At 67.7% G+C, this 20,680-nt stretch carries 24 protein-coding genes and 3 pseudogenes; 14 read left to right on the forward strand and 13 right to left on the reverse strand.

What is annotated here, in order from left to right; all coding sequences use genetic code 11:
• Positions 1 to 26: 26 nt before the first annotated feature.
• Positions 27 to 896, reverse strand: coding sequence for an IS5 family transposase (locus ACWDX7_RS20955; RefSeq protein ID WP_451491705.1), 870 nt, complete (start codon positions 894 to 896; stop codon positions 27 to 29).
• Between the two features lie 758 nt (positions 897 to 1,654).
• Here ACWDX7_RS20955 and ACWDX7_RS20960 point away from each other — a divergent pair.
• Complete coding sequence (locus tag ACWDX7_RS20960) at positions 1,655 to 1,957, forward strand: hypothetical protein (protein ID WP_451491704.1); 303 nt, start codon at positions 1,655 to 1,657, stop codon at positions 1,955 to 1,957.
• Positions 1,958 to 2,459: 502 nt separating this feature from the next.
• Here ACWDX7_RS20960 and ACWDX7_RS20965 read toward each other — a convergent pair.
• A complete protein-coding gene (locus tag ACWDX7_RS20965) occupies positions 2,460 to 2,729 on the reverse strand; it encodes a DUF5819 family protein (protein ID WP_451751277.1) in 270 nt (89 codons plus the stop codon).
• Between the two features lie 280 nt (positions 2,730 to 3,009).
• On the reverse strand, positions 3,010 to 4,131 hold the full coding sequence (locus ACWDX7_RS20970; RefSeq protein ID WP_451491703.1) for an ice-binding family protein: 1,122 nt from the start codon (positions 4,129 to 4,131) through the stop codon (positions 3,010 to 3,012).
• Positions 4,132 to 4,587: 456 nt separating this feature from the next.
• Here ACWDX7_RS20970 and ACWDX7_RS20975 point away from each other — a divergent pair, with 456 nt between their 5' ends.
• Positions 4,588 to 4,989 carry a DUF6896 domain-containing protein gene (locus ACWDX7_RS20975; protein WP_451491702.1) on the forward strand — a complete coding sequence of 134 codons (402 nt, stop codon included), beginning with the start codon at positions 4,588 to 4,590 and terminating at the stop codon, positions 4,987 to 4,989.
• Between the two features lie 5 nt (positions 4,990 to 4,994).
• Here the strand turns inward: ACWDX7_RS20975 and ACWDX7_RS20980 are convergent.
• Positions 4,995 to 5,821, reverse strand: a pseudogene (locus ACWDX7_RS20980) (IS5 family transposase).
• A 72-nt stretch (positions 5,822 to 5,893) separates the two neighbouring features.
• Between ACWDX7_RS20980 and ACWDX7_RS20985 the strand changes: the two are divergent.
• From ACWDX7_RS20985 to ACWDX7_RS21005, 5 genes are all read left to right on the forward strand, one after another.
• Positions 5,894 to 6,082 (forward strand): hypothetical protein, encoded by a 189-nt coding sequence (locus tag ACWDX7_RS20985; RefSeq protein ID WP_451491701.1) that lies wholly within the window; start codon positions 5,894 to 5,896, stop codon positions 6,080 to 6,082.
• Positions 6,083 to 6,134: 52 nt separating this feature from the next.
• Positions 6,135 to 7,262: a GNAT family N-acetyltransferase gene (locus ACWDX7_RS20990; protein ID WP_451491700.1), complete on the forward strand. Its 1,128-nt coding sequence runs from the start codon at positions 6,135 to 6,137 to the stop codon at positions 7,260 to 7,262.
• 629 nt (positions 7,263 to 7,891) lie between these two features.
• The gene (locus tag ACWDX7_RS20995) at positions 7,892 to 8,410 is read left to right on the forward strand and encodes a transposase family protein (protein WP_451491699.1); all 519 of its coding nucleotides are present in this window, start codon (positions 7,892 to 7,894) and stop codon (positions 8,408 to 8,410) included.
• 6 nt (positions 8,411 to 8,416) lie between these two features.
• On the forward strand, positions 8,417 to 8,563 hold the full coding sequence (locus ACWDX7_RS21000; RefSeq protein ID WP_451491698.1) for a hypothetical protein: 147 nt from the start codon (positions 8,417 to 8,419) through the stop codon (positions 8,561 to 8,563).
• A gap of 414 nt (positions 8,564 to 8,977) precedes the next feature.
• Positions 8,978 to 9,340, forward strand: coding sequence for a hypothetical protein (locus tag ACWDX7_RS21005; RefSeq protein WP_451491697.1), 363 nt, complete (start codon positions 8,978 to 8,980; stop codon positions 9,338 to 9,340).
• Positions 9,341 to 9,726: 386 nt separating this feature from the next.
• On the opposite strand, the gene ACWDX7_RS21010 is transcribed toward ACWDX7_RS21005, so the two are convergent.
• From ACWDX7_RS21010 to ACWDX7_RS21020, 3 genes are read right to left on the reverse strand one after another with little or no spacing between them, the layout of a single operon-like run.
• Positions 9,727 to 10,521 (reverse strand): SDR family oxidoreductase, encoded by a 795-nt coding sequence (locus ACWDX7_RS21010; protein WP_451491696.1) that lies wholly within the window; start codon positions 10,519 to 10,521, stop codon positions 9,727 to 9,729.
• A 48-nt stretch (positions 10,522 to 10,569) separates the two neighbouring features.
• Entirely contained in the window at positions 10,570 to 11,796 is a 1,227-nt protein-coding gene (locus tag ACWDX7_RS21015; RefSeq protein WP_451491695.1) for an acyl-CoA dehydrogenase family protein, read from the reverse strand.
• Positions 11,793 to 12,629, reverse strand: a complete 837-nt coding sequence (locus ACWDX7_RS21020; protein ID WP_451491694.1) for a crotonase/enoyl-CoA hydratase family protein — start codon at positions 12,627 to 12,629, stop codon at positions 11,793 to 11,795. The genes ACWDX7_RS21015 and ACWDX7_RS21020 overlap by 4 nt, the downstream gene beginning before the upstream one ends.
• A 102-nt stretch (positions 12,630 to 12,731) precedes the next feature.
• Here ACWDX7_RS21020 and ACWDX7_RS21025 point away from each other — a divergent pair, with 102 nt between their 5' ends.
• A complete protein-coding gene (locus ACWDX7_RS21025) occupies positions 12,732 to 13,259 on the forward strand; it encodes a winged helix-turn-helix transcriptional regulator (protein ID WP_451491693.1) in 528 nt (175 codons plus the stop codon).
• 320 nt (positions 13,260 to 13,579) lie between these two features.
• Here the strand turns inward: ACWDX7_RS21025 and ACWDX7_RS21030 are convergent, their stop codons facing one another.
• Positions 13,580 to 13,708, reverse strand: a complete 129-nt coding sequence (locus ACWDX7_RS21030) for a DUF6233 domain-containing protein (protein ID WP_451491795.1) — start codon at positions 13,706 to 13,708, stop codon at positions 13,580 to 13,582.
• Between the two features lie 53 nt (positions 13,709 to 13,761).
• On the opposite strand from ACWDX7_RS21030, the pseudogene ACWDX7_RS21035 reads away from it, so the two are divergent.
• Together ACWDX7_RS21035 and ACWDX7_RS21040 are read left to right on the forward strand one after the other, a co-directional pair.
• Positions 13,762 to 13,932 (forward strand): annotated as a pseudogene (locus ACWDX7_RS21035) (transposase); the annotation flags it as partial.
• Positions 13,917 to 14,378 (forward strand): hypothetical protein, encoded by a 462-nt coding sequence (locus ACWDX7_RS21040; RefSeq protein ID WP_451491692.1) that lies wholly within the window; start codon positions 13,917 to 13,919, stop codon positions 14,376 to 14,378. The pseudogene ACWDX7_RS21035 and the gene ACWDX7_RS21040, both read left to right, overlap by 16 nt.
• Positions 14,379 to 14,492: 114 nt before the next feature.
• Here ACWDX7_RS21040 and ACWDX7_RS21045 read toward each other — a convergent pair whose 3' ends face one another.
• Positions 14,493 to 14,882 (reverse strand): hypothetical protein, encoded by a 390-nt coding sequence (locus ACWDX7_RS21045; protein ID WP_079403197.1) that lies wholly within the window; start codon positions 14,880 to 14,882, stop codon positions 14,493 to 14,495.
• 140 nt (positions 14,883 to 15,022) lie between these two features.
• Positions 15,023 to 15,238 (reverse strand): hypothetical protein, encoded by a 216-nt coding sequence (locus ACWDX7_RS21050; RefSeq protein WP_451491691.1) that lies wholly within the window; start codon positions 15,236 to 15,238, stop codon positions 15,023 to 15,025.
• Between the two features lie 503 nt (positions 15,239 to 15,741).
• On the opposite strand from ACWDX7_RS21050, the pseudogene ACWDX7_RS21055 reads away from it, so the two are divergent.
• Together ACWDX7_RS21055 and ACWDX7_RS21060 are read left to right on the forward strand one after the other, a co-directional pair.
• Positions 15,742 to 16,086 (forward strand): annotated as a pseudogene (locus ACWDX7_RS21055) (serine hydrolase domain-containing protein); the annotation flags it as partial.
• A 46-nt stretch (positions 16,087 to 16,132) separates the two neighbouring features.
• On the forward strand, positions 16,133 to 16,792 hold the full coding sequence (locus ACWDX7_RS21060) for a serine hydrolase domain-containing protein (protein WP_451491690.1): 660 nt from the start codon (positions 16,133 to 16,135) through the stop codon (positions 16,790 to 16,792).
• A gap of 339 nt (positions 16,793 to 17,131) precedes the next feature.
• On the opposite strand, the gene ACWDX7_RS21065 is transcribed toward ACWDX7_RS21060, so the two are convergent.
• On the reverse strand, positions 17,132 to 17,713 hold the full coding sequence (locus ACWDX7_RS21065) for a helicase associated domain-containing protein (RefSeq protein ID WP_451491689.1): 582 nt from the start codon (positions 17,711 to 17,713) through the stop codon (positions 17,132 to 17,134).
• On the opposite strand from ACWDX7_RS21065, the gene ACWDX7_RS21070 reads away from it, so the two are divergent.
• Positions 17,712 to 18,653: a helix-turn-helix domain-containing protein gene (locus ACWDX7_RS21070; RefSeq protein ID WP_451491794.1), complete on the forward strand. Its 942-nt coding sequence runs from the start codon at positions 17,712 to 17,714 to the stop codon at positions 18,651 to 18,653. The two genes, ACWDX7_RS21065 and ACWDX7_RS21070, sit on opposite strands and share 2 nt — an antisense overlap.
• A gap of 444 nt (positions 18,654 to 19,097) precedes the next feature.
• Positions 19,098 to 19,523 carry a hypothetical protein gene (locus ACWDX7_RS21075; RefSeq protein ID WP_451491688.1) on the forward strand — a complete coding sequence of 142 codons (426 nt, stop codon included), beginning with the start codon at positions 19,098 to 19,100 and terminating at the stop codon, positions 19,521 to 19,523.
• A 174-nt stretch (positions 19,524 to 19,697) separates the two neighbouring features.
• Here ACWDX7_RS21075 and ACWDX7_RS21080 read toward each other — a convergent pair whose 3' ends face one another.
• Both ACWDX7_RS21080 and ACWDX7_RS21085 read right to left on the reverse strand, forming a co-directional pair.
• Positions 19,698 to 20,114: a transposase gene (locus ACWDX7_RS21080; protein WP_451491687.1), complete on the reverse strand. Its 417-nt coding sequence runs from the start codon at positions 20,112 to 20,114 to the stop codon at positions 19,698 to 19,700.
• Positions 20,033 to 20,680, reverse strand: a 648-nt coding sequence (locus ACWDX7_RS21085; RefSeq protein ID WP_451491686.1) for a transposase, incomplete at its 5' end; no start/stop codon positions are given. The genes ACWDX7_RS21085 and ACWDX7_RS21080, both read right to left, overlap by 82 nt.

Here is a 20,680-nt window from a genome sequence, read left to right on the forward strand (position 1 = left end):
TTAAGAGGTCGTTTTCGTCCGATGTTTCATCCCGAGATGGGCTGTTTCATGGCCTTCTTCGGGCCGCGCCAGGAGATGGTGTTCTCGTCGGTGAGGCGGCGGGCCATGAGGTCGGTCATTGCCAGGTGAACCAGTGCTTCGGAACGGGTGGGCAGGGATTCGTAGTCCCGGGCCAGGCGGCGGTGGAGCATCAGCCAGCCGTAGGTCCGCTCGACCGCCCACCGTTTTGGTAGCGGGGTGAAACCCCTGGTCCCGGGCTTGCGGGCAGTGATTTCCATGTCGATGCCAAGGGCGGCGGCATGCTCGACGAGGTCCTGGCGGTAGCCGCCGTCCACCCAGACCTTGCGGATGCCGGGGTGGTCGGCGGCGACCTGGTCCAGGAGCTGGGTGCCGGCGATGGAGTCCTGCACGCTCGCCGCGGTGACCAGAACGGCGAGGAGCAGACCGAGGGTGTCGGTGACGATGCTCCGCTTCCTGCCGACGATCTTCTTGCCGGCGTCGATGCCCTGGCCGGCGGAGGAGACGCTGGTGGAGGTCTTGACGCTCTGGGCGTCGATCACGCAGGCCGACGGCTCGGCGTTCCGCCCCTCCTTCTCTCCTAAGAGCTGCCGTAGCAGGCCGTTGAGCTGGGCGAACACACCCTCGTCCGCCCACTTGGCGAAGTAGCCGTAGACCGTGTTCCAGTGCGGGAAGTCGTGCGGCAGGTAACGCCACTGCACCCCGGTCCGGTCGACGTACAAGATCGCGTCCATGATGTCGCGCAGGTCGTGCTCGGGCGGTCGGCCGAAATCCAGAGCCCGGCCACGGCGCTCGAACCGCCAGGCGGCAAGCACTGGCTCGATCAATTCCCAGCGGGCATCGGACAGATCACTCGGATACGGGCGTCGCTTCGGCATGCATCCGGCGTACCGCCGCAGACCGAGTGCGCCCAGGCGCACAGCGATGACGACGGAAGCACACGGGCGGCGACGGCCGGACAGGGACGATCCCATCAGCATTGACCCATGACGCTGAGGAGATCCCTGTGATCACACAAGGAGTACAGGTCACAGGCCGGTGCACCGCCTGCGGAGGCACGACGACCTGCGATGTCGGTCAGTTCTTCGACCGCGGCATGCTTTGTCGGGGCACCGAAGGGCGATGCGCGGACTGCCCGAATGGGTGGTGCGAGGAAGACAGCGGCCCCATCACGCCCGAGAACATTCGACAGGCTCTGCTGCAAGCGCACGGGCCAGCGCAGCTTCGCCTGTCTGGAGACGTGCCGAGCCTTGTTCCCGTGCTGCAAGCCCTCCGCAGTGCACGGGAACTGTCCCTGGGCGAAGCACGAGCGCAGGCAACGCAACTCGCCGAGACCGGTCTCATCGGCACGCTCGTCGAGATGGAGGTCCTGGCGGTTCACCTTCGGAGACGAGCCATCGCGGTAAGCGTTGAACCAGCGGCGTAGCCCTGTCGGGGCCGCACCTGCTGCGGCTTGACACCGGCATTGAGAACTCTTTCCACGCAGTAGCCGTGGGAAGAGGAGCGCCTCACTGCCCGGCCGGCGGCGACGACGAGACGCTAACGACGCCCGTGCTCTACGTTCCCGCTCGCCCGGTCCCGTGACCGCATCTCCATCCGGGAGACGGCACACGCCCGGGCAGAGAGGAAGAACACCATGACGTACATCGAGGACGGTCTGCGCGTACGGAACGGCCTCGCCGAAGGGCCGCTCGCCGACGCGGCACTGGACCGCGGAGCCCGCGCCAGGCGACTCATGGACGAACTGCAGGAGCGGCCGGAGACGATGACGGACGCGGAGCTCCGCGACGGGGTCAGCCGCGCCCTGCGGTACTTCATGCAGCGTCAGCCGCACGCCGACCAAGTTTTACGGCATCGCCCGGCTCATCCGGCGCGGGGGACGCGTCGAGTGGCTCGTGGCCGACCGGCTCGTCTGCGCCTGACGTCCTGCCCCGCTTGAGCGGGAGTGGGGGCCCCTGGCCGGGGGGAGGCTGCGGCCCTCAGCGCGCTCCGCGGGGGACGGATCGTGCACGTCCAAGGACAACGACGCCGGAGTTGGCCAGACACGGCGGTCCAGCCGGAGGGGCCGCCGCGCGCGATAGCGGGGGCTGAACGAACGCCGCGCGTGCGGGGGACCGGATCACCCACGGGGGGTTGCACGGGTCGGTCACGCCACTGAGCTGCGGTTTGGCCGATGGCGGGAGACGTATCGGTCACGCAGATATGGGTGACCGGTCATGGGCTCGGTCGCCCGGTCGGGCAAGCCCAAGGCTTCCTGGGCAAGCTCACCGGCGGCAGGCTTGCCCAGGCGGCCGACAGCTACGACCGCCGAGAATGCCCCCGACTTGCGCACCCGCCTCCGCCCCCGGGCAAGCCCTCTGATGCCCGGGTGAGCCTCCCGCCGACGGCCTGGGCAAGCCCAAGGTGATCCTGGCTGGCCGCGTTCTCCCCGTCCACGCCGTTCAGATCAGTAGAGTTGGGCATTGCGTCAGCTCCTGATGTAGGCAGGTGTCTGATGCGGCCCCCGGTCGGCGTTTCTGAGGCCCCGACCGGGGGCCGACTTGTGGGCGCAACGCTGCTTGCCCGACAGTATGGGGAGCGAAGAGCTTCCAGTTCTGCTCAAACAGCGGATAGACCCACGCGTCGATGTGCCGTCTGTACCTCTGAGAGACGGTGCTGGCGGGCGCCACATGCTGGAAGAGCAGGGATACATGGACCAGGGCCACCCCCACGCACAGGAGACAGCCGCGGCGGTCACCACGCTGAGCCGGGCGCGTCTCTCTGGGTACCGCCGCGGCGACGGCGGCTTCCCGTCACCGTACTCCCCGCTCAATTCCTTCGCATCCACTGATCCGGCCCCGCCCAGCACAGCTCACCCGGCCTTCCCGAATCCGACTTCTGGACCTGCTGCTCTCCGCTGTCACCTGTGGCGTGCTGCGGAGTCGACACCGACCCCGCAGCACGCCACACGGTTCCGCTCAGGTGGCTGACCACCTCAGCCGGTCACCGCCGTCACGCGTGATGGCCGGGCTTGTTGCCGTGGCTACGGTGCTTACCGTCGTGGCCTCCCGGCTTACCCGGCTTACCCGGCTTGCCGGGCTTGCCGTGGTGATCTCCCGGCTTGCCGGGCTTACACGGCTTGCACGGCTTGCCGCCACCGCCCGTGGTGCCACCGGTCACGGTGCCGCCCTGCGTACCGCCCGTGGTACCGGCGATCGCACCGCCCGTCACCCCACCGAGAACTCCGCCCAGCAGGCCACCGTTCGCACCGCCCGTCACCCCACCGAGAACTCCGCCCAGCAGGCCACCGTTCGTGCCGCCGGTGGTACCGGCGATCACACCGCCCGTGGCCGTGCCACCGTTGGTACCGGCGGTGGTGCCGCCGTTCGTGCCACCGTTGCAGTTGGGCACGGTGATGTCGTTGGTGTCCAGCGTCACGCTGCCGTTGCGGGCCAGCGCCCGACCGACGATGTCCGCCCCGGTGGTGACGGTGATCGAGGTCATGGCCATGATGGTGCCGACGAAGTCCGAGTTGGTACCGAGCGTGGCCGAACTACCTACCTGCCAGAACACGTTGCACGGGGAGGCGCCGTTGACGAGAAGCACTTGACTCGCGGATGCCGTCGTCAGCCCCGACCCCACTTGGAAGACCCAGACCGCCTGGGGGTCACCCTGGGCGTCGAGCGTAAGTGTGCCGGTCAGCCCGAGAGTGGTCGGCGCGGTGTAGACGCCCGGAACGAGCGTCAGACCCCCGGCGTCCGGGGGGAGGACAGCGTCCGTAGCCTGTCCGGCGGCGTTGTTGTACGCCGTGACCAGGTCACTCTTGGCCTGGGCCGCCACAGCGTCCGCAACGTGGATGGTCCCGTTCACGATACCGGGCGGGAACCCGGAAACGGCCGTTCCGGGGTGTACCCCGAGGTCTCCGGTGACGACCGAGGGACCGGTGTTGGTGACCGATTCACCGGCCAGTACTGCGAAGCTTGCCGCCGTACCCAGGGGTACCGGTGTGGCGATCGCGTTCGCCCGTGTCGGCGTCACCGCCACAACGAGAACGGCGATCAGCACGGTGAGAACCGCCGCCATCCAGGCCGACGTTCTACGCCATTGAGAAACTTGTTGGATGTCCAGCGCCATCGAGAAGCCAACTCCTGAGGATGGGAGCCATCAGGCGGTTTCCAGCCAAGCCGGGTCGCCCTTTTCTGTAGCTGGCATATTACGGGGATATATGGGCGTGGTTGTGATTGATTGCGGCGATTTCGGCGGATACCGCCATATGCACCGACCGGCCGGCGGCGGGTTCGCGCCGATGGGCAGATCCTCTGCCTCGCCTTCGACATCCGTGACCTGGTGGAGTTCTTGCGTCGGGCCGGCTTGGACGGCCTGGATGAGAAAGAGTTTCTTGGCCGCGCAAGGGGCACTACAACTGGCCCGGACCGCGAGGGCCGCCAGGATCAGAACGGGCCACAGTCCTTACCCTTCCCTCGCTGAAGCGGCCTCCGTAAGTGATCGTTTCAGAATGCCGTCCTGCGGAGACGCTGGCGGCCCCATGGAACAATTTCTTCAGTCACAGGCTCAGGGGGATGACGCCGTATGGAGTGGGTTGGGGCTGCGCGAGACCTCGTGCTCGGGTACGTCCGCGCTCTGAACGCGATTGATGAGGCCATGAGGGTGGCGATCCCCTCGCTTGAGCGACTAGCGGACATCGTCGGCCTGGCCCGTTCGCGCCGGATCAGCCGGAGTGCTGACATCGGCACCTACACCTACACGGTTCATGGGGCAGGGTGCCTCTTCGTGCGCGACAACGGCACTGAGGTCGATGTGGACTTCGCAGCCGACGGGAGCGCAGTCTTCGACCTCTGGCGGCTGCGCGGGTATGGGCTGAGCCTGCCAGAGCCTCTTGACGTCACAGATCAGGACATGCGGTCCGCGGTGCGGTCGTTGCAAGCGCTTCTGAACGAGGTCCGGCCGGGATGGTTCGGCGTAGCCAACTGATCTTCTCAGGATGAGGTTCGTAGGCGGCGGAGGCATATGAGGCTGCAGGCCAGTTCGAGCAGGCCCTGGTGGAGGTCGGCGCGCCGTTCGTAGCGGGTGCGGACTCGTTTGAACTGGTGCAGCCAGGCGAAGGCGCGCTCCACCACCCAGCGCACTTTGCCCAGTCCGGAGCCGTGGGCGACGCCGCGTCAGGCGATCACCGGCTTGATGCCTCGCTTCCACAGCAGGCGGCGGTACTTGTCGAGGTCGTAGCCCCGGTCCGCATACAGGCGCCGGGGTCTGCGGCGAGGACGTCCCCGAAGTCCCCGGATCGACGGGACGGCATCCAGCAGCGGTAGGAGTTGAGTGACATCGTGCCGGTTCCCGCCGGTCAACGTGACGGCGAGCGGGGTTCCGTGACGGTCGACGATCAGATGGTGCTTGGAACCGGAACCGGAACCGGAACCGGAACGGGCGCGGTCGACGGGCGAGGGGCCGACGTGATCCCCCCTTTTAGAGCCCGGACGTGCGACCCATCCACGGAGCAGTCGTCCAGGTCCAGCAGGTCAGCGCGGCGCAGCTCGGCCAGCAGAGCCGTGTGCAGGCGTGGCCAGACGCCAGCCTCGGTCCAGTCCCGCAGGCGGCGCCAGGCCGTCACCCCGGAGCAGCCCACCGTCTCGGCGGGGACATCGCGCCACGCGACACCGGTCCGCAGCACGTACATGATGCCGGCGAGTGCCACTCGATCGGGAACGCGCAGCCGCCCGGGGTGGCGACGGCGCCGTTCGGGAGTGGGCGGCAGCAGCGAGGCCACCGTATCCCACAGGTCGTCAGGGACAAGATCAGCACGCACCCCGGACACCCTGCCGACCAAGATCGTCGAACACAAGACCCGCAGCTCAACTCATTCCGAAACGATCAGTTAGTGGGCGACACCCTCTACGCGCAGACGCAGATCACCGGCCGCCGTCTGTCCAACAGCCGACCGGACACCGGGATCGTCACCTGCCGCACGATCGGCCACAACCAGAACGGCAAGACTGTCATCACCTTCACCCGCAGCTTCTTCGTGCCGGTCAAGGCCGACGCCGTCCGCGACCACACCACCTACTAGGGGGACGCCGAATGTCCGATCCGCTCCGGATCATGGAGGCCGACGACGGACTGTGGCAGCAGTACAACGACCTCGCCGCCCGCAGTTACGGCCACCCCGTTGGCGACATCACCCGCCTGCCCCCCACACGGACATCCGCGTCGCGGTCCGGGACGGCCGCGTCGTCGCCGGCGGCCTGGGCCTCCTCACCGATCAGTTCTTCGGCGGGGCCCCAGTCCCCTCCGCGATCACCAGCGCCGGGTGCATCGCCCCCGAAGAACGCGGAGACCACCTCGCCGGCAGACTCCTCGCCGAACGGCTCCGCCCCCTGCGCGACCAGGGCGCGGTGATCTCCACCGTCTGGACGACCTCAAACGGACGCCTGCGCCGCCTCGGCTGGCAGGCACCCGTCCCCGTCTTCGCCTGGTCCATCGCCACCGAAGACCTCAAGCGCGGCTTCACGAGCCCGGGGCTCCACATCGAGCACGGCCGGTCAAAGGAAGGTGAAGAGCTGCAGCGCCGCCTGGCCCGGCAGTGGAACGGGCCCGTGCACCGTCCGGAATGGTGGTCTGCCTGGATGGACGACAAGCAGCAGCTCACCACCTACCGCTTCGGGTCGGAGCAAGCGACGACGGGCATGCTGTCCCTCTCCATGAAGAGTCACCAGCGGCACGGGACGGACCTGACCGTGCACGACTTCTGGGCCGCCGACGCGGAGACCGTCAACGAGATGATGGCGTTCCTCGGCAGCCACCACACCCGCGCCGCCGCCGTCCACTTCCGACGCTCCGCCCTTCCCCCCTACCCCACGCTGCTCCACAACCTGCACCGCTACCGGCTGACAGCGGAAGCCTGGCACCCGTGGATGCTCGGCATCCTCGACATCCCAGAAGCCGTCCGGCTGCGCGGCTGGCCCCGTGACCTGGCCATTGCCCTGGCCATGGAGATCGAAAGCGAGAACGGCGGAAACTGGGAATCGTACCTCCTGGAAGTGAAGGACGACACGGGCCAGATCACTGAGACCCGCGCCCAAGGCGATGTGCAGCTCACCCGCGGGCAGCTCGCCGTCTGGTACGCCGGCGGCTACCAGACAGCCGCCGCAGCCCGCCTTGCCGGGGTCACCGCCAGGTCCGACGAAGCCCTGACCCAGCTGATCCGCGCCACCTCGGACCTCGAACCCTGGCTGCCCGAACACCTCTGAAGGTCGGCCGGCCCTTCCGCTCAGCCTGACCGGATCAACGACGGGGCGCCTCCCTGCTGAGAGGCGCCCCGTCGTTATGAGCTTTCAGGCCGCGTGAAGGGTGGCTGCCCCGTGTTCGTCTCGGACGGCCGGGACGGCCGCATGCCGGTGGCGGCTCCGCCACACCCTGCCCGAACATGAGTACTTCGCCGCCGACGACCAGTGCACCACCGCTCAGACAGTCTTCCTGGAGGCGGCCCGCCGCGACCTCGACTACCACCCCGCCCCCTGGTAACTGCTGCGCAAACCATGGGAACGCAAGTCCCGGGAACGATGCGCCCGGCGGCGCCCTGTCGACGTCCACCCTGATAGGGCACGCTGAGCCGAGACGATCACCAGGAGGGGGAGCCGCATTGAGCAAGCAGACGAAGAAGACGGCCGGACGGGCCAAGGGATCCACCGTCCCGCTGACCGCGGCCCGCGTTCGCCAGGGCATGAGAGTACCCGGCGTGGCTTTGTCCACGAGAACGGGTTCTGGCACAGGTTCTGTGCAGTCGCCACGGTGAGTGACGGCTGAGCGTTCCCGAGCGGCATGCGAAGTCGCCCGAAAATAGTTGGTGGTCAGTGCCGCTGGGCTGACAGTCCGGGCCGTGGAAGAGGTCGTGCTCCGGCTGAAGGAGCTTCTGTTCCCGGCGGTCGCGGACATCGCGGTGCTGTCGGTGAACGTGGAGATGGAGAAAGTGCGTCTTGATGCGCAATGCACCACGGCCGGCGCCGCCTGCCCGGGCTGCGGAGCCTGCTCGACCCGGGTTCACAGCTCCTACCTGCGGTTTCTCGCTGATGTCCCGAGCGCCGGACGAAGCGTCGTACTCCAGCTGCGGGTCCGGCGGTTTCGGTGCCGGAACACCAAGTGCCCGCGCCGGACGTTCGTAGAGCAGATACCCGGCCTGACCCGCAGATATGGCCAGCGCACCGAGCGGCTGCGTTCCGCCCTGACCTCAGTCGGCCTTGCCCTGGCCGGCCGGGCCGGCGCCCGCTTGGCTGCCGTGCTCGGCATGTCCATCAGCCGAAGTACGGTCTTGCGCCAGGGCGCTGCGGGCGAGCTCATCGTCATCAAGCGCGAGCCGGCCGCAGTCGCAGAAGCCCATGCGCTTGACCAGGGCCAGTGAGTCCTCTTGGGCGAGGAAGTCGGCGATCGCGTCGACGGCCACGAAGCCGAAGTCGATAGCGACCTGATAGGCGTGATGGCACATGGTCGGATCGACGGCGAACTCGCCGGGCAGCGGGGCGTGGGGGCGGGTGACGGCTGGCGGACGCGGTGAGCGGCGGCGAGGACGTGAAGACGGCATACAGCGTCACACGCTTGATGCGCGGGCGGTACCGCCGGGTCCCCCACTCGGCGCACCGTGCGCACTGCCTGTCTCGTTCAGCAGCTGGATGGGCCGGCGCGTGCCCTGGACACAGGGAGTGGTGACGTGGCGGTCAGCCGTACGAGGAAGAAGAACCAGAACCGGACCAACCAGGTTTGGGAGGGCAACACCGTCTACGGCTTGGGCAAGGAAGCAGCCGGCGGCGGGCCGTCGCGCAGAAACGTGGCGGTGCGACATGGGCGGCCGAAGCCGATCGGGTGTGGTTCGACCGTAACCCCGACGCTTCGGTGCGCGTACGTCAGGGCCAGCGCCGCGCCCTGCACGACACCGTCCTCTGACCGGTCTACAAGAGGAGGTCGATCATGCGTGCGCCGCATGGACACGGGTGAAGTCGATGTAGCCACCTCGGTCGTCGCGACCACAGATGCCGCTACTGATGAGCCGGTGGAAGGCTTCGGTAAGTTCTGCGGGGTTGGCGGCCTCCTCGCCGAGCAAGGGAAGCAGCTTCGGCTGTTCGCGTTCCAGTTAGGCGAAGGCGAGGCTGGCGAGAATGTCGGCGCACTCGCCGGTCACCTCGCCTTGGATGACACCGTGCATGTTGGCGACGAGGTCGAACCGCATCGGCTTGCCGTCCACGTGCAAGAGTGCGGTCACCGGGTACGCACGCCCGTCGACGAGGTCCACGCGGTCCCGGTAGACAGGCTGGCGGCCGACTGCCTGCTGGGGTAGGCAGGAATGACTTTCGCCGGCCACCGGAAGCCAGGCGCCGCCGATGGGACGCGGCGTGCGGTTGACGCTGCGGTGCCTACGGCCCTTCTTCTGCTTGCCCATGTGTGCCTACCTCTCGTGTGCCGACTGTTTCTGGCGCTGGCACAACGACCGGTTCGCGCATTCAGAAATCCGCCGATCGGTAGGGATGGCAGACCCGGCCATCCCGGGTGCGTTGGAGCGCCAGAGACCCGGTCCTTCGTGAGGCGAGCTGCCGTGCGTTCCCTGAGCCGGAGGCGGTCCGTGACCGGCCTCTGGGGAACAATCGAACAGCCGTTGGCACTAAGGAACGATCGAGGGCGAGGAGAAGTAGGAGGCGGGCGGGGGCCTTGCGGCCCCCGCCTGGCTCAGCCGGTGGCGAGGATCCCGCCGTCCACAGGGATGACTGCTCCGGTGATGTAGCTGCTGGCGGGGCTCGTGAGGAACACGGCGATACCTGCCATGTCTTCGGGACGGCCGATGCGCTTGAGGGGGATCTGGTCGGCGACGGCGTCGGTGCCGAGGCTGAGGATGCCTGCGGTCATCTTAGACTCGAACAGGCCGGGGGCCACGGCGTTGACGAGGACGTCGGGGGCGAGGGTTCCCGCGAGTTGCCTGGTGAGCATGTGCACGGCGGCCTTGCTGGCGCTGTAGGAGAAGTTGTTGAAGCCGGGGGCGGGGGCGCGCAGCCCGTCGATGCTACCGGTGTTGATGACGCGGGCGGGGTCGTCGGGTGTCGACGCCGCCTTGAGGAGCGGCAGCAGGGTCTGGGTGAGGGCGAAGACGCCCTTGACGTTGACGGAGAGCACTTTGTCCCATGCCGAGTCGGGGAACTCCTCTAGGGGTGCTCCCCAGTTGGCGCCGGCGTTGTTGAACAGCGCGTGCACGCGACTCTCACGTTCGCGGAGGTAGCCGGCCAGGGTCTCCACACCGTGGGCGGTGCCGAGGTCGGCCGACACAGCGTGTACCTCGCCGAGGGGGCTCAGCTCCTCGACGGCCGATTTCAGGTCGGCGTCCTTGCGGCTGGAGATGTAGACCTTGGCGCCGGCTTCGAGGAGTCCTCGGGTGATCATCTTGCCGATGCCGATGCCGATGCCGATGCCGCGGCCGCCTCCGGTGACGACGGCAACCTTGCCCGCCAGGACAGGCGTCTGGGTGCTCATGTGATGCTCCGATGAGGTGGTAGGGGCTGGACGTGCGGGAACCGGTGTCTACTGGATGCGGCGGCCGGACAGGGCGCGGCTGATGGCCAGGCGCTGGATCTCGCTGGTGCCTTCGTAGATGGTGAAGATCTTGGCGTCGCGGGCCCAGCGCTCGACGGGGTAGTCGCGGGTGTAGCCGTTGCCGCCGAGGATCTGCACGGCGCGTTCGGTGGTGCGGACGGCGACCTCGCTGGCCTTGAGCTTGGCCATGCTGCCCTCGGCGCGTGTGAAGGGCTTGCCGCGCATCATCATGTGGCTGGCACGCCAGACGAGGAGGCGGGCGGCGTCGATCTCCGTCGCCATGTCGGCCAGGGTGAAGGCGATCGCCTGGTTGTCGATGATCGGCCGCCCGAACTGCTCACGAACGCCGGCGTACTCCAGGGCGTACTCGTAGGCGGCGCGGGCCACCCCGACGGCCATCGCGCCGATGCCGGGCCGGGTCATCTCGAAGGTGGCCATGGCCGCGGGAACGCGGACCCGGGACCCTTCGCGGGCTGCCGCCAGACGCTGGTCGAGTGCATCCTTGCCGCCGAGAACCAGGTTGGCGGGGATGCGTACGTCGTCGAGGACGACCTCGGCAGTGTGGGAAGCGCGCAGGCCGTGCTTGGAGAACTTCTGGCCCTGGCTGAGACCGCGGGTGCCGGGCGGAATGAGGAACAGGGCGTGGCCGCGGGCGCCAAGGGCGGGGTCGGTGACGGCGTTGACGACGTGGATGCTCGCGATGCCGCCGTTGGTGGCCCAGGTTTTGGTGCCGTTGAGCACCCATTCCCTGGTGGCTTCGTCGTAGCGGGCGTGGGTGCGGATGGCGGCGGCGTCGCTGCCGGCGTTCGGCTCGCTGGCGCACAGGGCGGCGACGGCCAGGTCGCCGGGGGTGCCGAAGAAGGCGGGCAGCCAGGTGTCGATCTGCTCCTTGGTGGCGGCGCCGAACAGGGCTGCGGCGGGCAGGAACGTGCCCAGCAGGGCCTGGCCCATGCCGCCGTCGCCCCAGAAGATCTCCTCGGCGACCACGGGCTGCAGGAGGCCGGTGGGGTCGGCGATCATCTGCAGCGCGAACTCGGGGGTGTACAGGCCGATCTTGGCGGCTTCCTCGATGACCGCCCAGGGCGTCTCCTCACGCTCGTCGTACTCGGCGGCCACCGGGCGTACGTACTTCTCGGCGAAGCCGTGGGCCCACTCACGGGCCTCGGCGATCTCGGGCGGCAGGTCGAACAGGAAAGGCGTCTTCGTGGTGGTCACAAGAAATCTCCTGGTGTGGCGGGCCGGGCTGGTCCGCGGCCGGTGAAGACGGCGTCACGGCGCTCGATGAAGGACTGGACTCCCTCGGCGCCGTCGGCGGTCGAGAACAGCCGTGCGATGTCTGGGCGCAGCCGCTCGATCGCGGCGCTCTCGCCGTACTCGTGGGCCAGGTGGGCGGAGGCGAAGACGGTACGCACGCCCAGGGGCGCGGACTTTTCGGCGATGAGGGTGGCGATTTCGGTGGCGCGTGCGATGGCGGCTGGCCCGTCGGCGGCGAGTTCCTGCACCAGGCCGATGCGGTGGGCTTCCGCGGCGTCGAACTCCTCGCCGGTCAGGATCCAGCGCATGGCGTTACCCCACCCGGCCTGCTGGGGGAAACGGAAGGTTGCCCCGCCGAAGGGGTAGATGCCGCGGCGGATCTCGTACTGGGCGAACCGTGTGTCCCGGGCCGCCACGCGGATGTCTGCGGCCAGGAGCAGCTCGATGCCGAGCGTCATCACCCAGCCCTGCGCGGCCGCGACGACTGGCTTCGACCACGGTCCGTCCAGACGCCAGGGATCCCGCCCGCCCTCGGGGGCGCTGAACTTCCCCGAAGCCAGCTCGGCGCCGACATCGAGCATGTCCAAGCCCCCGGTGAAGTGGTCACCGTGGGCGAACAGCACTCCGCACCACAGGTCATCGTCCGACTCCAGCAGCCCGTAGGCGGCCGACAGCTCGCTGAGCATCTGCTTGGTGAAGGCGTTGCGTTTGGCGGGCCGGTTCAGGCCCATCAGCAGCACGTGGCCGTCCCGTTCAACGGTGACGGCAGGCGTGCTCGCAGGCGTGGAGCTCATCGCTCCTCCTCGTAAGTTGCATGATGAGACCGACGAGACGTTAGTCGGACCCGGTCACCGAGGGCAAGCGAATCTCATGATGAAACTGATAAGGTCACTGATATGAGACGGACCTCATTCGACGGCTGGCCCTGCTCGATCGCCCGCACCGTGGACATCCTGGGCGACGGCTGGACCCTGCTGGTCCTGCGGGAGATTTTCTACGGCGAGTCGCGTTTCGACGGCTTCATCGACTCGCTCGGCATCGCGCGCAACACCCTCACCGACCGTCTCCGGCGCCTGGAGAACGTGGGCCTGCTGCAGCGGCGCCCCTATCAGAGGGAGCCGGTCCGCCACGAGTACCTGCTGACGGACAAAGGCCGGGACTTCTTCGGCGTACTCGCGGCGATCAACGCCTGGGGCGACCGGTGGCTGAGCGATGACGACGGCATCCCCGTGGTCATGCACCACAGCGCCTGCGGCCACGACACCCAGGCCAAGGTCGTCTGCTCCTCATGCGGTGAACCACTGCACCACCAAGACGTTGCGGTGCGGACCGGACCCGGCTATCCGGCCCGACTCCTCGACAGCCCCGACGTACAGGCGCGCTTCGCCAGGGACGGGCACCCCGAACAAGTCGCCAACACCTGAACCGCGCTCGGCCGAAGCGGGAGCAGTCCCGTCCGACCTCGAACTGGCCGCTGCTCGTGAACCGAGATGTTCCGGCACGCCAGGGTCCCCACCATGACTTGCTGTCGGTATGGGGTCGGCGGGAACCCGCTCTGCCAAAGAGTGCCGTGCCCGCCTTCTGGAGTCGCAGCAGAAGCCGGCCCGTTCCGGAGCCTGGACGCCGCACGTCGCAGGAGAGAGCGGTGTCGGGGTGCGGCCCCCGTCGCGGCCCTGATGGCCTGAGCCGCACCCCGTACAGCCGAACGTACCCGCCGCTTCGGGCAGCCGCGTACGCTGACGGGTTAGCTGGTCATGCCGAGCGGGTTCTCGGGGCTGCAGTACGGGCACGGCTCGACACCCTCGGCGAGCGTCCGGCGGGCTTCCGCGCGGCTGATCGGCTTGCCGCCGCCCCTAACTGATCGTTTCGGAATGAGTTGAGCTGCGGGTCTTGTGTTCGACGATCTTGGTCGGCAGGGTGTCCGGGGTGCGTGCCGATCTTGTTCCTGACGACCTGTGGGATCGGGTGGCCCCGCTGCTGCCGCCCACTCCCGAACGGCGCCGTCGCCACCCCGGGCGGCTGCGCGTTCCCGATCGAGTGGCACTCGCCGGCATCATGTACGTGCTGCGGACCGGTGTCGCGTGGCGCGATGTCCCCGCCGCCATGCGTTCTACCCGCACCAGGCCCGAGCGCTGCCCCTGACCGCCATCGACTTCACCCGCGGCCGGCTCACGCTCGGCGACATCGATCACCCCCTCGACGCCTTCACCCAGCAGGCCGCCGTCGACTACATCCACCTCCGGCACCAGCGGTGGCCACATACCCGCAACCCTCACGTGTTCATCAGCTCGCAGACCGCGCACACCCGAACCCCGGCCACAACCGGCTGGATGCAGCCTCTGCTGCGCGACCTCCCGGTCACCGCCCAGCAACTTCGCGAGGACCGAATCCTCGAAGAGGCCGCCGTCACCGGCGCTGACCCGCAGCACCTATGCGCAGTGTTCAACATCACTCCGGAGACCGGACTCCGCTACACCCGCTTCTTCCACCCTGACCCCAGCGACAGCGACGACGTATCCGGCTGCCACATGGAGACATCGTGACCGACCACCACGCTCACCTGCTCGCCGCCATCGTCGAGCTCGGCGGTGAGCTGGAGCTCCCAGCTACCCGTAACGGGCGCTTCAGGGGCGCGGTCATCCCATAAGGCTGCGCGGTCAGCGCCGGCCGCCGCCGATGCGGCGGTCGTCGGCCAGTGCGGTAAGCGGGCCGAACTCGCGGGCAAGCTGGTTCCACGTCAGAACCTCGCCACAGCGAGCCGGGAACTCCTTCGGGTTGAACTCGGGCATGGTCCAGGTGCCAGTGCCCCGGTCCCGCAGCCACAGGTCCCCGTCACCGTCGACCACAGTCGGCGGGACCGGTACGGGCTCGGCCTGATCGGTGGGCTCCCAGGTGACCCGGCCCGGGTGGGAAACGCGGCGCAGCTCGGTGGTGGCCAGCCGCGCGGCCAAGTCACGGGTGGACTCTTCGGCGTCCTTGACCGACGCGAGTCGGAATGCGTCGTCAAGTACGGGCAGGGCTGGATTCTTGCTGCGCTTTGAACTCATACGCTGACTACCTCCGGTGGGGGGCGTCACATCCGTTATGGCACCCCGTAGAGGAACACGGTATCCGAGGCGGGAGCCGGGCCGGCTACGACCACTGTCCAGGTGGAGGCGCTGGCACACCGGGCGGTGGGGCTAGGCGCTCAGATATGGCGGTCCGGGTCTGAGAAGGTGAGGCCGCCGGGGGCGAGCGGACGTCGGGCCGGGGCGGGTGCGATATCGGGCTCGCCGGGCGGCTGGCGGAAGTCGGCGCCCTGCTCGACCGGCATCAGCCGGCGCCCACCAGCCTGGGCGGGTACGGGAGCGTCGGAAGCGGGCTCGGAGAAGGCGGGCAGCGAGAGCGGTCGACGGTCGGTCATGATCCCCAGTCTCCCAGGTCCGGCCCTGCGGGTAGGGCGCCCGCAGCAGTGCAGGCGACCGGCTGGTGGACATCAGCGCGTATCCCGGCCCGGACTTCCGCGGCACGCAGTTCGCCATGATCTGGGAACCGGCCGGAGGGCAGCACTGGGGTTGGATTCCACCGCGAGTGGCTGAGTACTACCAGCGGGATTTCGCCCGGGCCGTGGCGCAGGACTACCGGCCGGCCCGTGTCAGTGCATTCCTCCCCGGCGGATCGGGGCAGACCGCCTATGCCACGGCCGTCCTGGAGAAGTCCGTGAAGTGCCCCTTCTACGCGCAGCACGGTATCCGTTCCGCCAGGTACCAGCACGAGGTCGATCACCAGGGAAAAACGTACCGGCCGATCTTCGTCGGCGGATTCACGGCCGACTACGGGGGTGGCAAAAATGCCACACCGGGGTTCAGTCCAATCTGGCGAAGGTGCGAGGCCGACAGTGTGGTTCCACCCCTGGCTGAGGCGTACATGAATAAGTTCTCGGTCCCCGGGCTGTCGTTGGCGCTCGCCCAGCACGACAGGCTGCTCTACGCCGGTGGGTTCGGCCTCGCCGACAAGGGGACCGGTGACAAGGTGACGACCTCCAGCCTCTTCCGGATCGCCAGCCTCAGTAAGCAGATGACCTCCGCGGCCATCCTGAGGCTGGTAGAACAGGGAAACATCCGAATGGCGGATACGGTCTTCGGACGCAGCGGAATCCTCGGAACGACATTCGGCACTCAGCCCTACGGTGCAGGCGTTGAAAGCGTCACGGTCCAGAACCTGCTCGAACACACAGCCGGCCCGGGCTGGAGTCACGACTCTCCCGACCCGATGGACCTGCAACCTGGACTGGACCCAGGCGCAGCTCATCTCCTGGGTGTTCGACAACCGCCCTCTGAACAACAAGGCCCGAGGTGCCCCGGGCGACGAGTTCGCGTACTCCAACTTCGGCTACGTCGTCCTGGGGCGGATCATCGAGCAGGTCACCACCCAGCCCTACGAGGCGTACATCAGGCAGCAGATCCTGGCGCCCTGCGGAATCAGCCAGATGTTCCTGGCCGGGAACACTCTCGCGGACAAGCGCGATGGAGAGGTCACGTACTACGGCCAGAACGGGCAGGACCCCTACGGCATGCAGTTGACCCGGAAGGATGCCGAGGGAGGCTGGTTGGCCACCCCGGTCGACCTGATGCGCTTCGTCACACGGGTGGACGGCTTCCCCGGGACCCGACATCCTGAACCAGGCATCCATCACCACGATGACCACACCCTCCACGGCCAAGGGCGCCAATGGCTACGCGAAAGGCTGGGGCACGGACTCCGCTACCCAACCTGGTGGCACCTTGGGTTGCTGCCGGGAACCAGCTCCGTCGTGGCGCGCACCCGGCACGGCATTTGCTGGGCCGCCGTCGTCAACACCCGGACTTCGGGCACCGACCAGGCAGACGCGGACACCGACACCGCCGCCGGGCTCTACAAGATGATGTGGCACATACACAGCCAGGTGGACGCCTGGCCCGGGGAAGGAACCCTCTGATGCGCCGCCCTTCTCCGTAAACGCGCAGCGGACGCGCGCCACGCGGCCTAGCATCGCCCGCATGACGCTTCGTCGACCAGCTCCCTGTGGCTGCGGGGTACGTCGATGTTTCCTTCGTGGGCGCGGTACTGGGCAGCTGCCTTCAGGTTGCGGGCCCACATCTCTTCACGGGTCCACTTTGCGGCGGAGGGGGCCAGCGTGATGCCGAGCGTGGAGAGATCGTCTGCTGCTCCCGCGCCAGCTTCGTGAACCCCTGGCGTTGAGCGGCGGCCCAGCGGCCGAGGTCCTCGTCGTCCTGAACGAGGAGGCCGGGACTGTCCGGGAGCGCGTTGCCGGCGTTCACGTGGCGCTGAGCGAGACGGAAGGCGCGCTGCCAGTCGATGGCCACTCGGGGCACCAGTCGGGGTCGATCTCCGCAAGGGCGGTGCGGCGCTCGGGGGAGAGCGGCGTCTTGGTCCTGCGGGCGGCGGCGCGCTGGTTATTCAGCCAGCGGCCTACCGGGTATCCGGCGATGTCCGCGTCGATGGGTGCGGCCAGGCCGACGCCGGATGCGGCGGCCCAGGCGCCGACCGCGGCGTGGCCCTCGTCGAAGCGGGCGTCGAAGAGGGACCAGAGCATGCCGAGCTTTTCCAACTGCACGATCCGGTCGCCGTCGAGTGCGCCGGTCCGGTAGTGGCGGCGGCAGTCGGCGATCCAGACGCCGAGAGGGAATCCGGCGGGGGGCCATTCGGCGGGGAGATTGCGGGAGTTGGCCGGGCCGCGGTGGTGAACTGGCGCAGCGCGGGCGAGCCATGGCGGATAATCCTTGTCGTACTGTGCGGAGCGGGGGGGGTACGTGGCATCAGTGGGTCCACGACGTGATGGCAAGGCTTCTGCTGAGAGGTTCGAGTGGTTCTGTGACGCGGTGTCGAGCCACGTCATGCCTGTGAGCCTCAGCGCCAGGCATCCGTCCAATTTTCACGCAGATGTCGCCGATCTGGAGCTCGGTTCCGTGCGGCTGTCGGCGCTCACGTTCTCTCCAGTGGTGTCGCGCCGTACGTCGGCTCATGTCCGCAAGGGCGATCCTGAGCAGTTTCAGTTGGCGTTGGTCACACGAGGCGCCTTCCGGATTGCCCAGCTGGGCCACCACTCGCTTGTCGCGGGGGACTTGGTTCTGACGGACACTTCGCGTCCGAGCGAAGGGGCAAGCATCGACGAGCGGTCCACGGTGGCCATTTTGCAGGTCCCCCGCTCGATCCTGGAGCTGCGGCACGACAGGGTGGAAGGCATCCTTGGGCAGCGTATCCGTGGCGACAGGGGAACAGGTGCGATCCTCAGCGGCTTTCTGAGCACCTTGCTCGCTCAGGGCCCGAGCTGTCGGCCGACGGAGCTTGTCAGTATGGGGTCCATTGCCCTCGACCTGGCGACCGCCTGCCTGGCGCAGCAGCTCGGCACCCCCGACGCGGCGCCAGCCGAGGCTCGCGCCCAGGAAATGTTTCAACGGGTCACCCGTTTCATCGAAAACAACCTGGGCGACCCGGACCTGACGCCCGAAGCGATCGCGGACCGGCACAACATCTCCCTGCGCTCCCTCTACTCTCTCTTCAGTGACCAGCCCGTCAGTGTGGCGGCCTACATCCGCCAGGGCCGACTGGAACGTGCGCGCGCCGAACTCGGACGCCCGGAGTCGAGAGGTCATCCCGTGCAGACAATCGCGGCCCGCTGGGGCTTCTCCAGTGCCACCGCGTTCAGCCGGATGTTCCGCGACGTGTACGGGATGACTCCCTCCGAATACCGGGCAGCCATCCCGCGATGCGCGGTTGCACGCAGTGTTGAGGAGTGGTGCATGCCACGCACAGCGCGGACCGCTACGCGCGCATAGGTTCGAAGAGGCGGGCAGAACGCCGCAGCTTTGATTGTTGTGGGCCGGTCAGTGCCGGTTGTGAGGGGGCATTTGGTGGGATTCAGTGTTGCCAGGGAACGCGCAGACCCCCGGCCCGAGAGGTCGGCCCCGGGGGCCGCGAAGCGGAGCCCCGCCGGGGGAAGCGAGGATCCTCCGGTCTGGACACCAGCCTTGAAACGCTTCCGCGCTCCGTCGCCATGAGGACGTCACACTCGGCTCACTGCGGCTACGCGAGGTCGCGCGAATTCGCAGTTTCACCGGTCGTCCAGCTGGTGGTCCGCCAAGGGAGGTTGCAGCCCGCAGATTTTCAAATTTATCCAGAACACATATTGAAGCAGTTGAGGTGGGGGCTGGCGAGCGAACTGTTTCGAACGCGTGAGCTAACGTCCTCTATGTGCAATCTAACGAAGGATTATCACAGACATGGGTAACCGATTTAAGCTCGGCTCCATTATCGCAATCTTTGCAGCTGCTCTGGCATTTGGTTCGGCTCCGGCAATAGCTGCGCCTGCGCCGGCCGTTTTGGAACAGACCCGCTGGCTCACCAATGCACCGAACTCCGGGATGGCGCCTGTGTCCATGCACAGGGACATCTATCTCATTGCCGCGACGTACACCTGGCAGGTGTACACCTGCCAGGACGGCTACACGTGCATTGGTGACGGGAGGAACATCGCTCTGAAGAGCGGCTGGTACTCCTGGGACTGCACTCTCACTCCGTTGGACGGTTATTACAACGAGAGTTGCTCGTTGGAAACCGCGGGTTCCTCCAAGGCCACGTACAACAAGGCCATCAATCTCGGGAATTCCGCCAATTATGATATCGGAAGCAAGCTCCAGGCGCACTGACCTCTGATCCCCACGGGCTGTCAGCCGGTTCTCTGGCAGACAGCCCGTGGGGCCTGCCCCTCGGCCGGGTGCGTTACTGCGGGTGATGGTCGTTAGGTTGCTGCGGTGGTTGCCATCGTGGGTTGGTTGTTGTTTTTGCCGGCCAAGGCTGGGTCTTGGGGCTTAGGGCGTGTCCTATGTGGGGAGGCGGACGAGTCGCTTGTAGCAGCAGATGGCGGCGGCGAGGCCGAGAAAGGCCAGGTAGTTGCGGGGGCGGCGCTCGTAGCGGTGGTTGAGTCTGCGGTAGCCGGTCAGCCAGGGCATGGTCCGCTCAATCACCCACCGGCGCCGCCCGAGTCGCTCTGATGACTCGACGCCCTTGCGGGCGATGCGGACGCCGATCCTCTTGCCGCGGAGCCATTTCCGCAGTTCAGGGATGTCGTAGGCCTTGTCCGCGTGCAGGCGCTGAGGCTTGAAGTGGCGGCCGCGGTGGGGGTCGTGTCTCGTTTGGTGACCGAGCACCATGGGCTTCAGGGCTTGGCTGTCGTGGGTGTTGGCGGCCGCGAGGCCGACGAGGAGGGGCAGTCCGTTCGCGTCCGGCAGGACGTGCATCTTGGAGCCCGGCTTGCCCCGGTCCACGGGGCTCGAACCTGTGAGTTCGCCCCTTTTTTAGCCCGTACGTGGGCGGAGTCCAGGACCGCTCGGGACAGGTCGAGGAGACCGGCGTCGTCGAGGCGGTGCAGGATCTCCTCGTGCAGCCGGCCCCAGACTCCGGCTCTCGACCAGATCAGGAACCGGCGGTGGGCTGTCGACTTGGATATGCCGAAGCAGGGCGGCAGCGCCCGCCAGGCGCAGCCGCTGACCAGCACGTAGATGATCGCGGCGAACAGTGTCTCATCAGGCGTGTCCTGCGTTCCGCCGCCCTGCGGCCGCACCTTCGACGGCGGGATCAGCGGCTCCGCGATCTCCCACAGTCCGTCCGGAACAATCCAACTCCACGTACCCCGCCCCATGATGCACTCAACGCCTGCGGCTCGGAGTTGGAGGCCGGCGAGGTAGCTCTCCGGTGCCTTGTCGTAGCGTGTGGCGATTCCGCGCCAGGCCTTCAGCTTGTTGATCAGGCGTTCGACGGTGTTCCGTTCCTTGTAGAGATCGGCATTGTGGCTGACGGACCGGCC

The sequence above is a fragment of the Streptomyces sp. NPDC003034 genome (assembly GCF_053591375.1).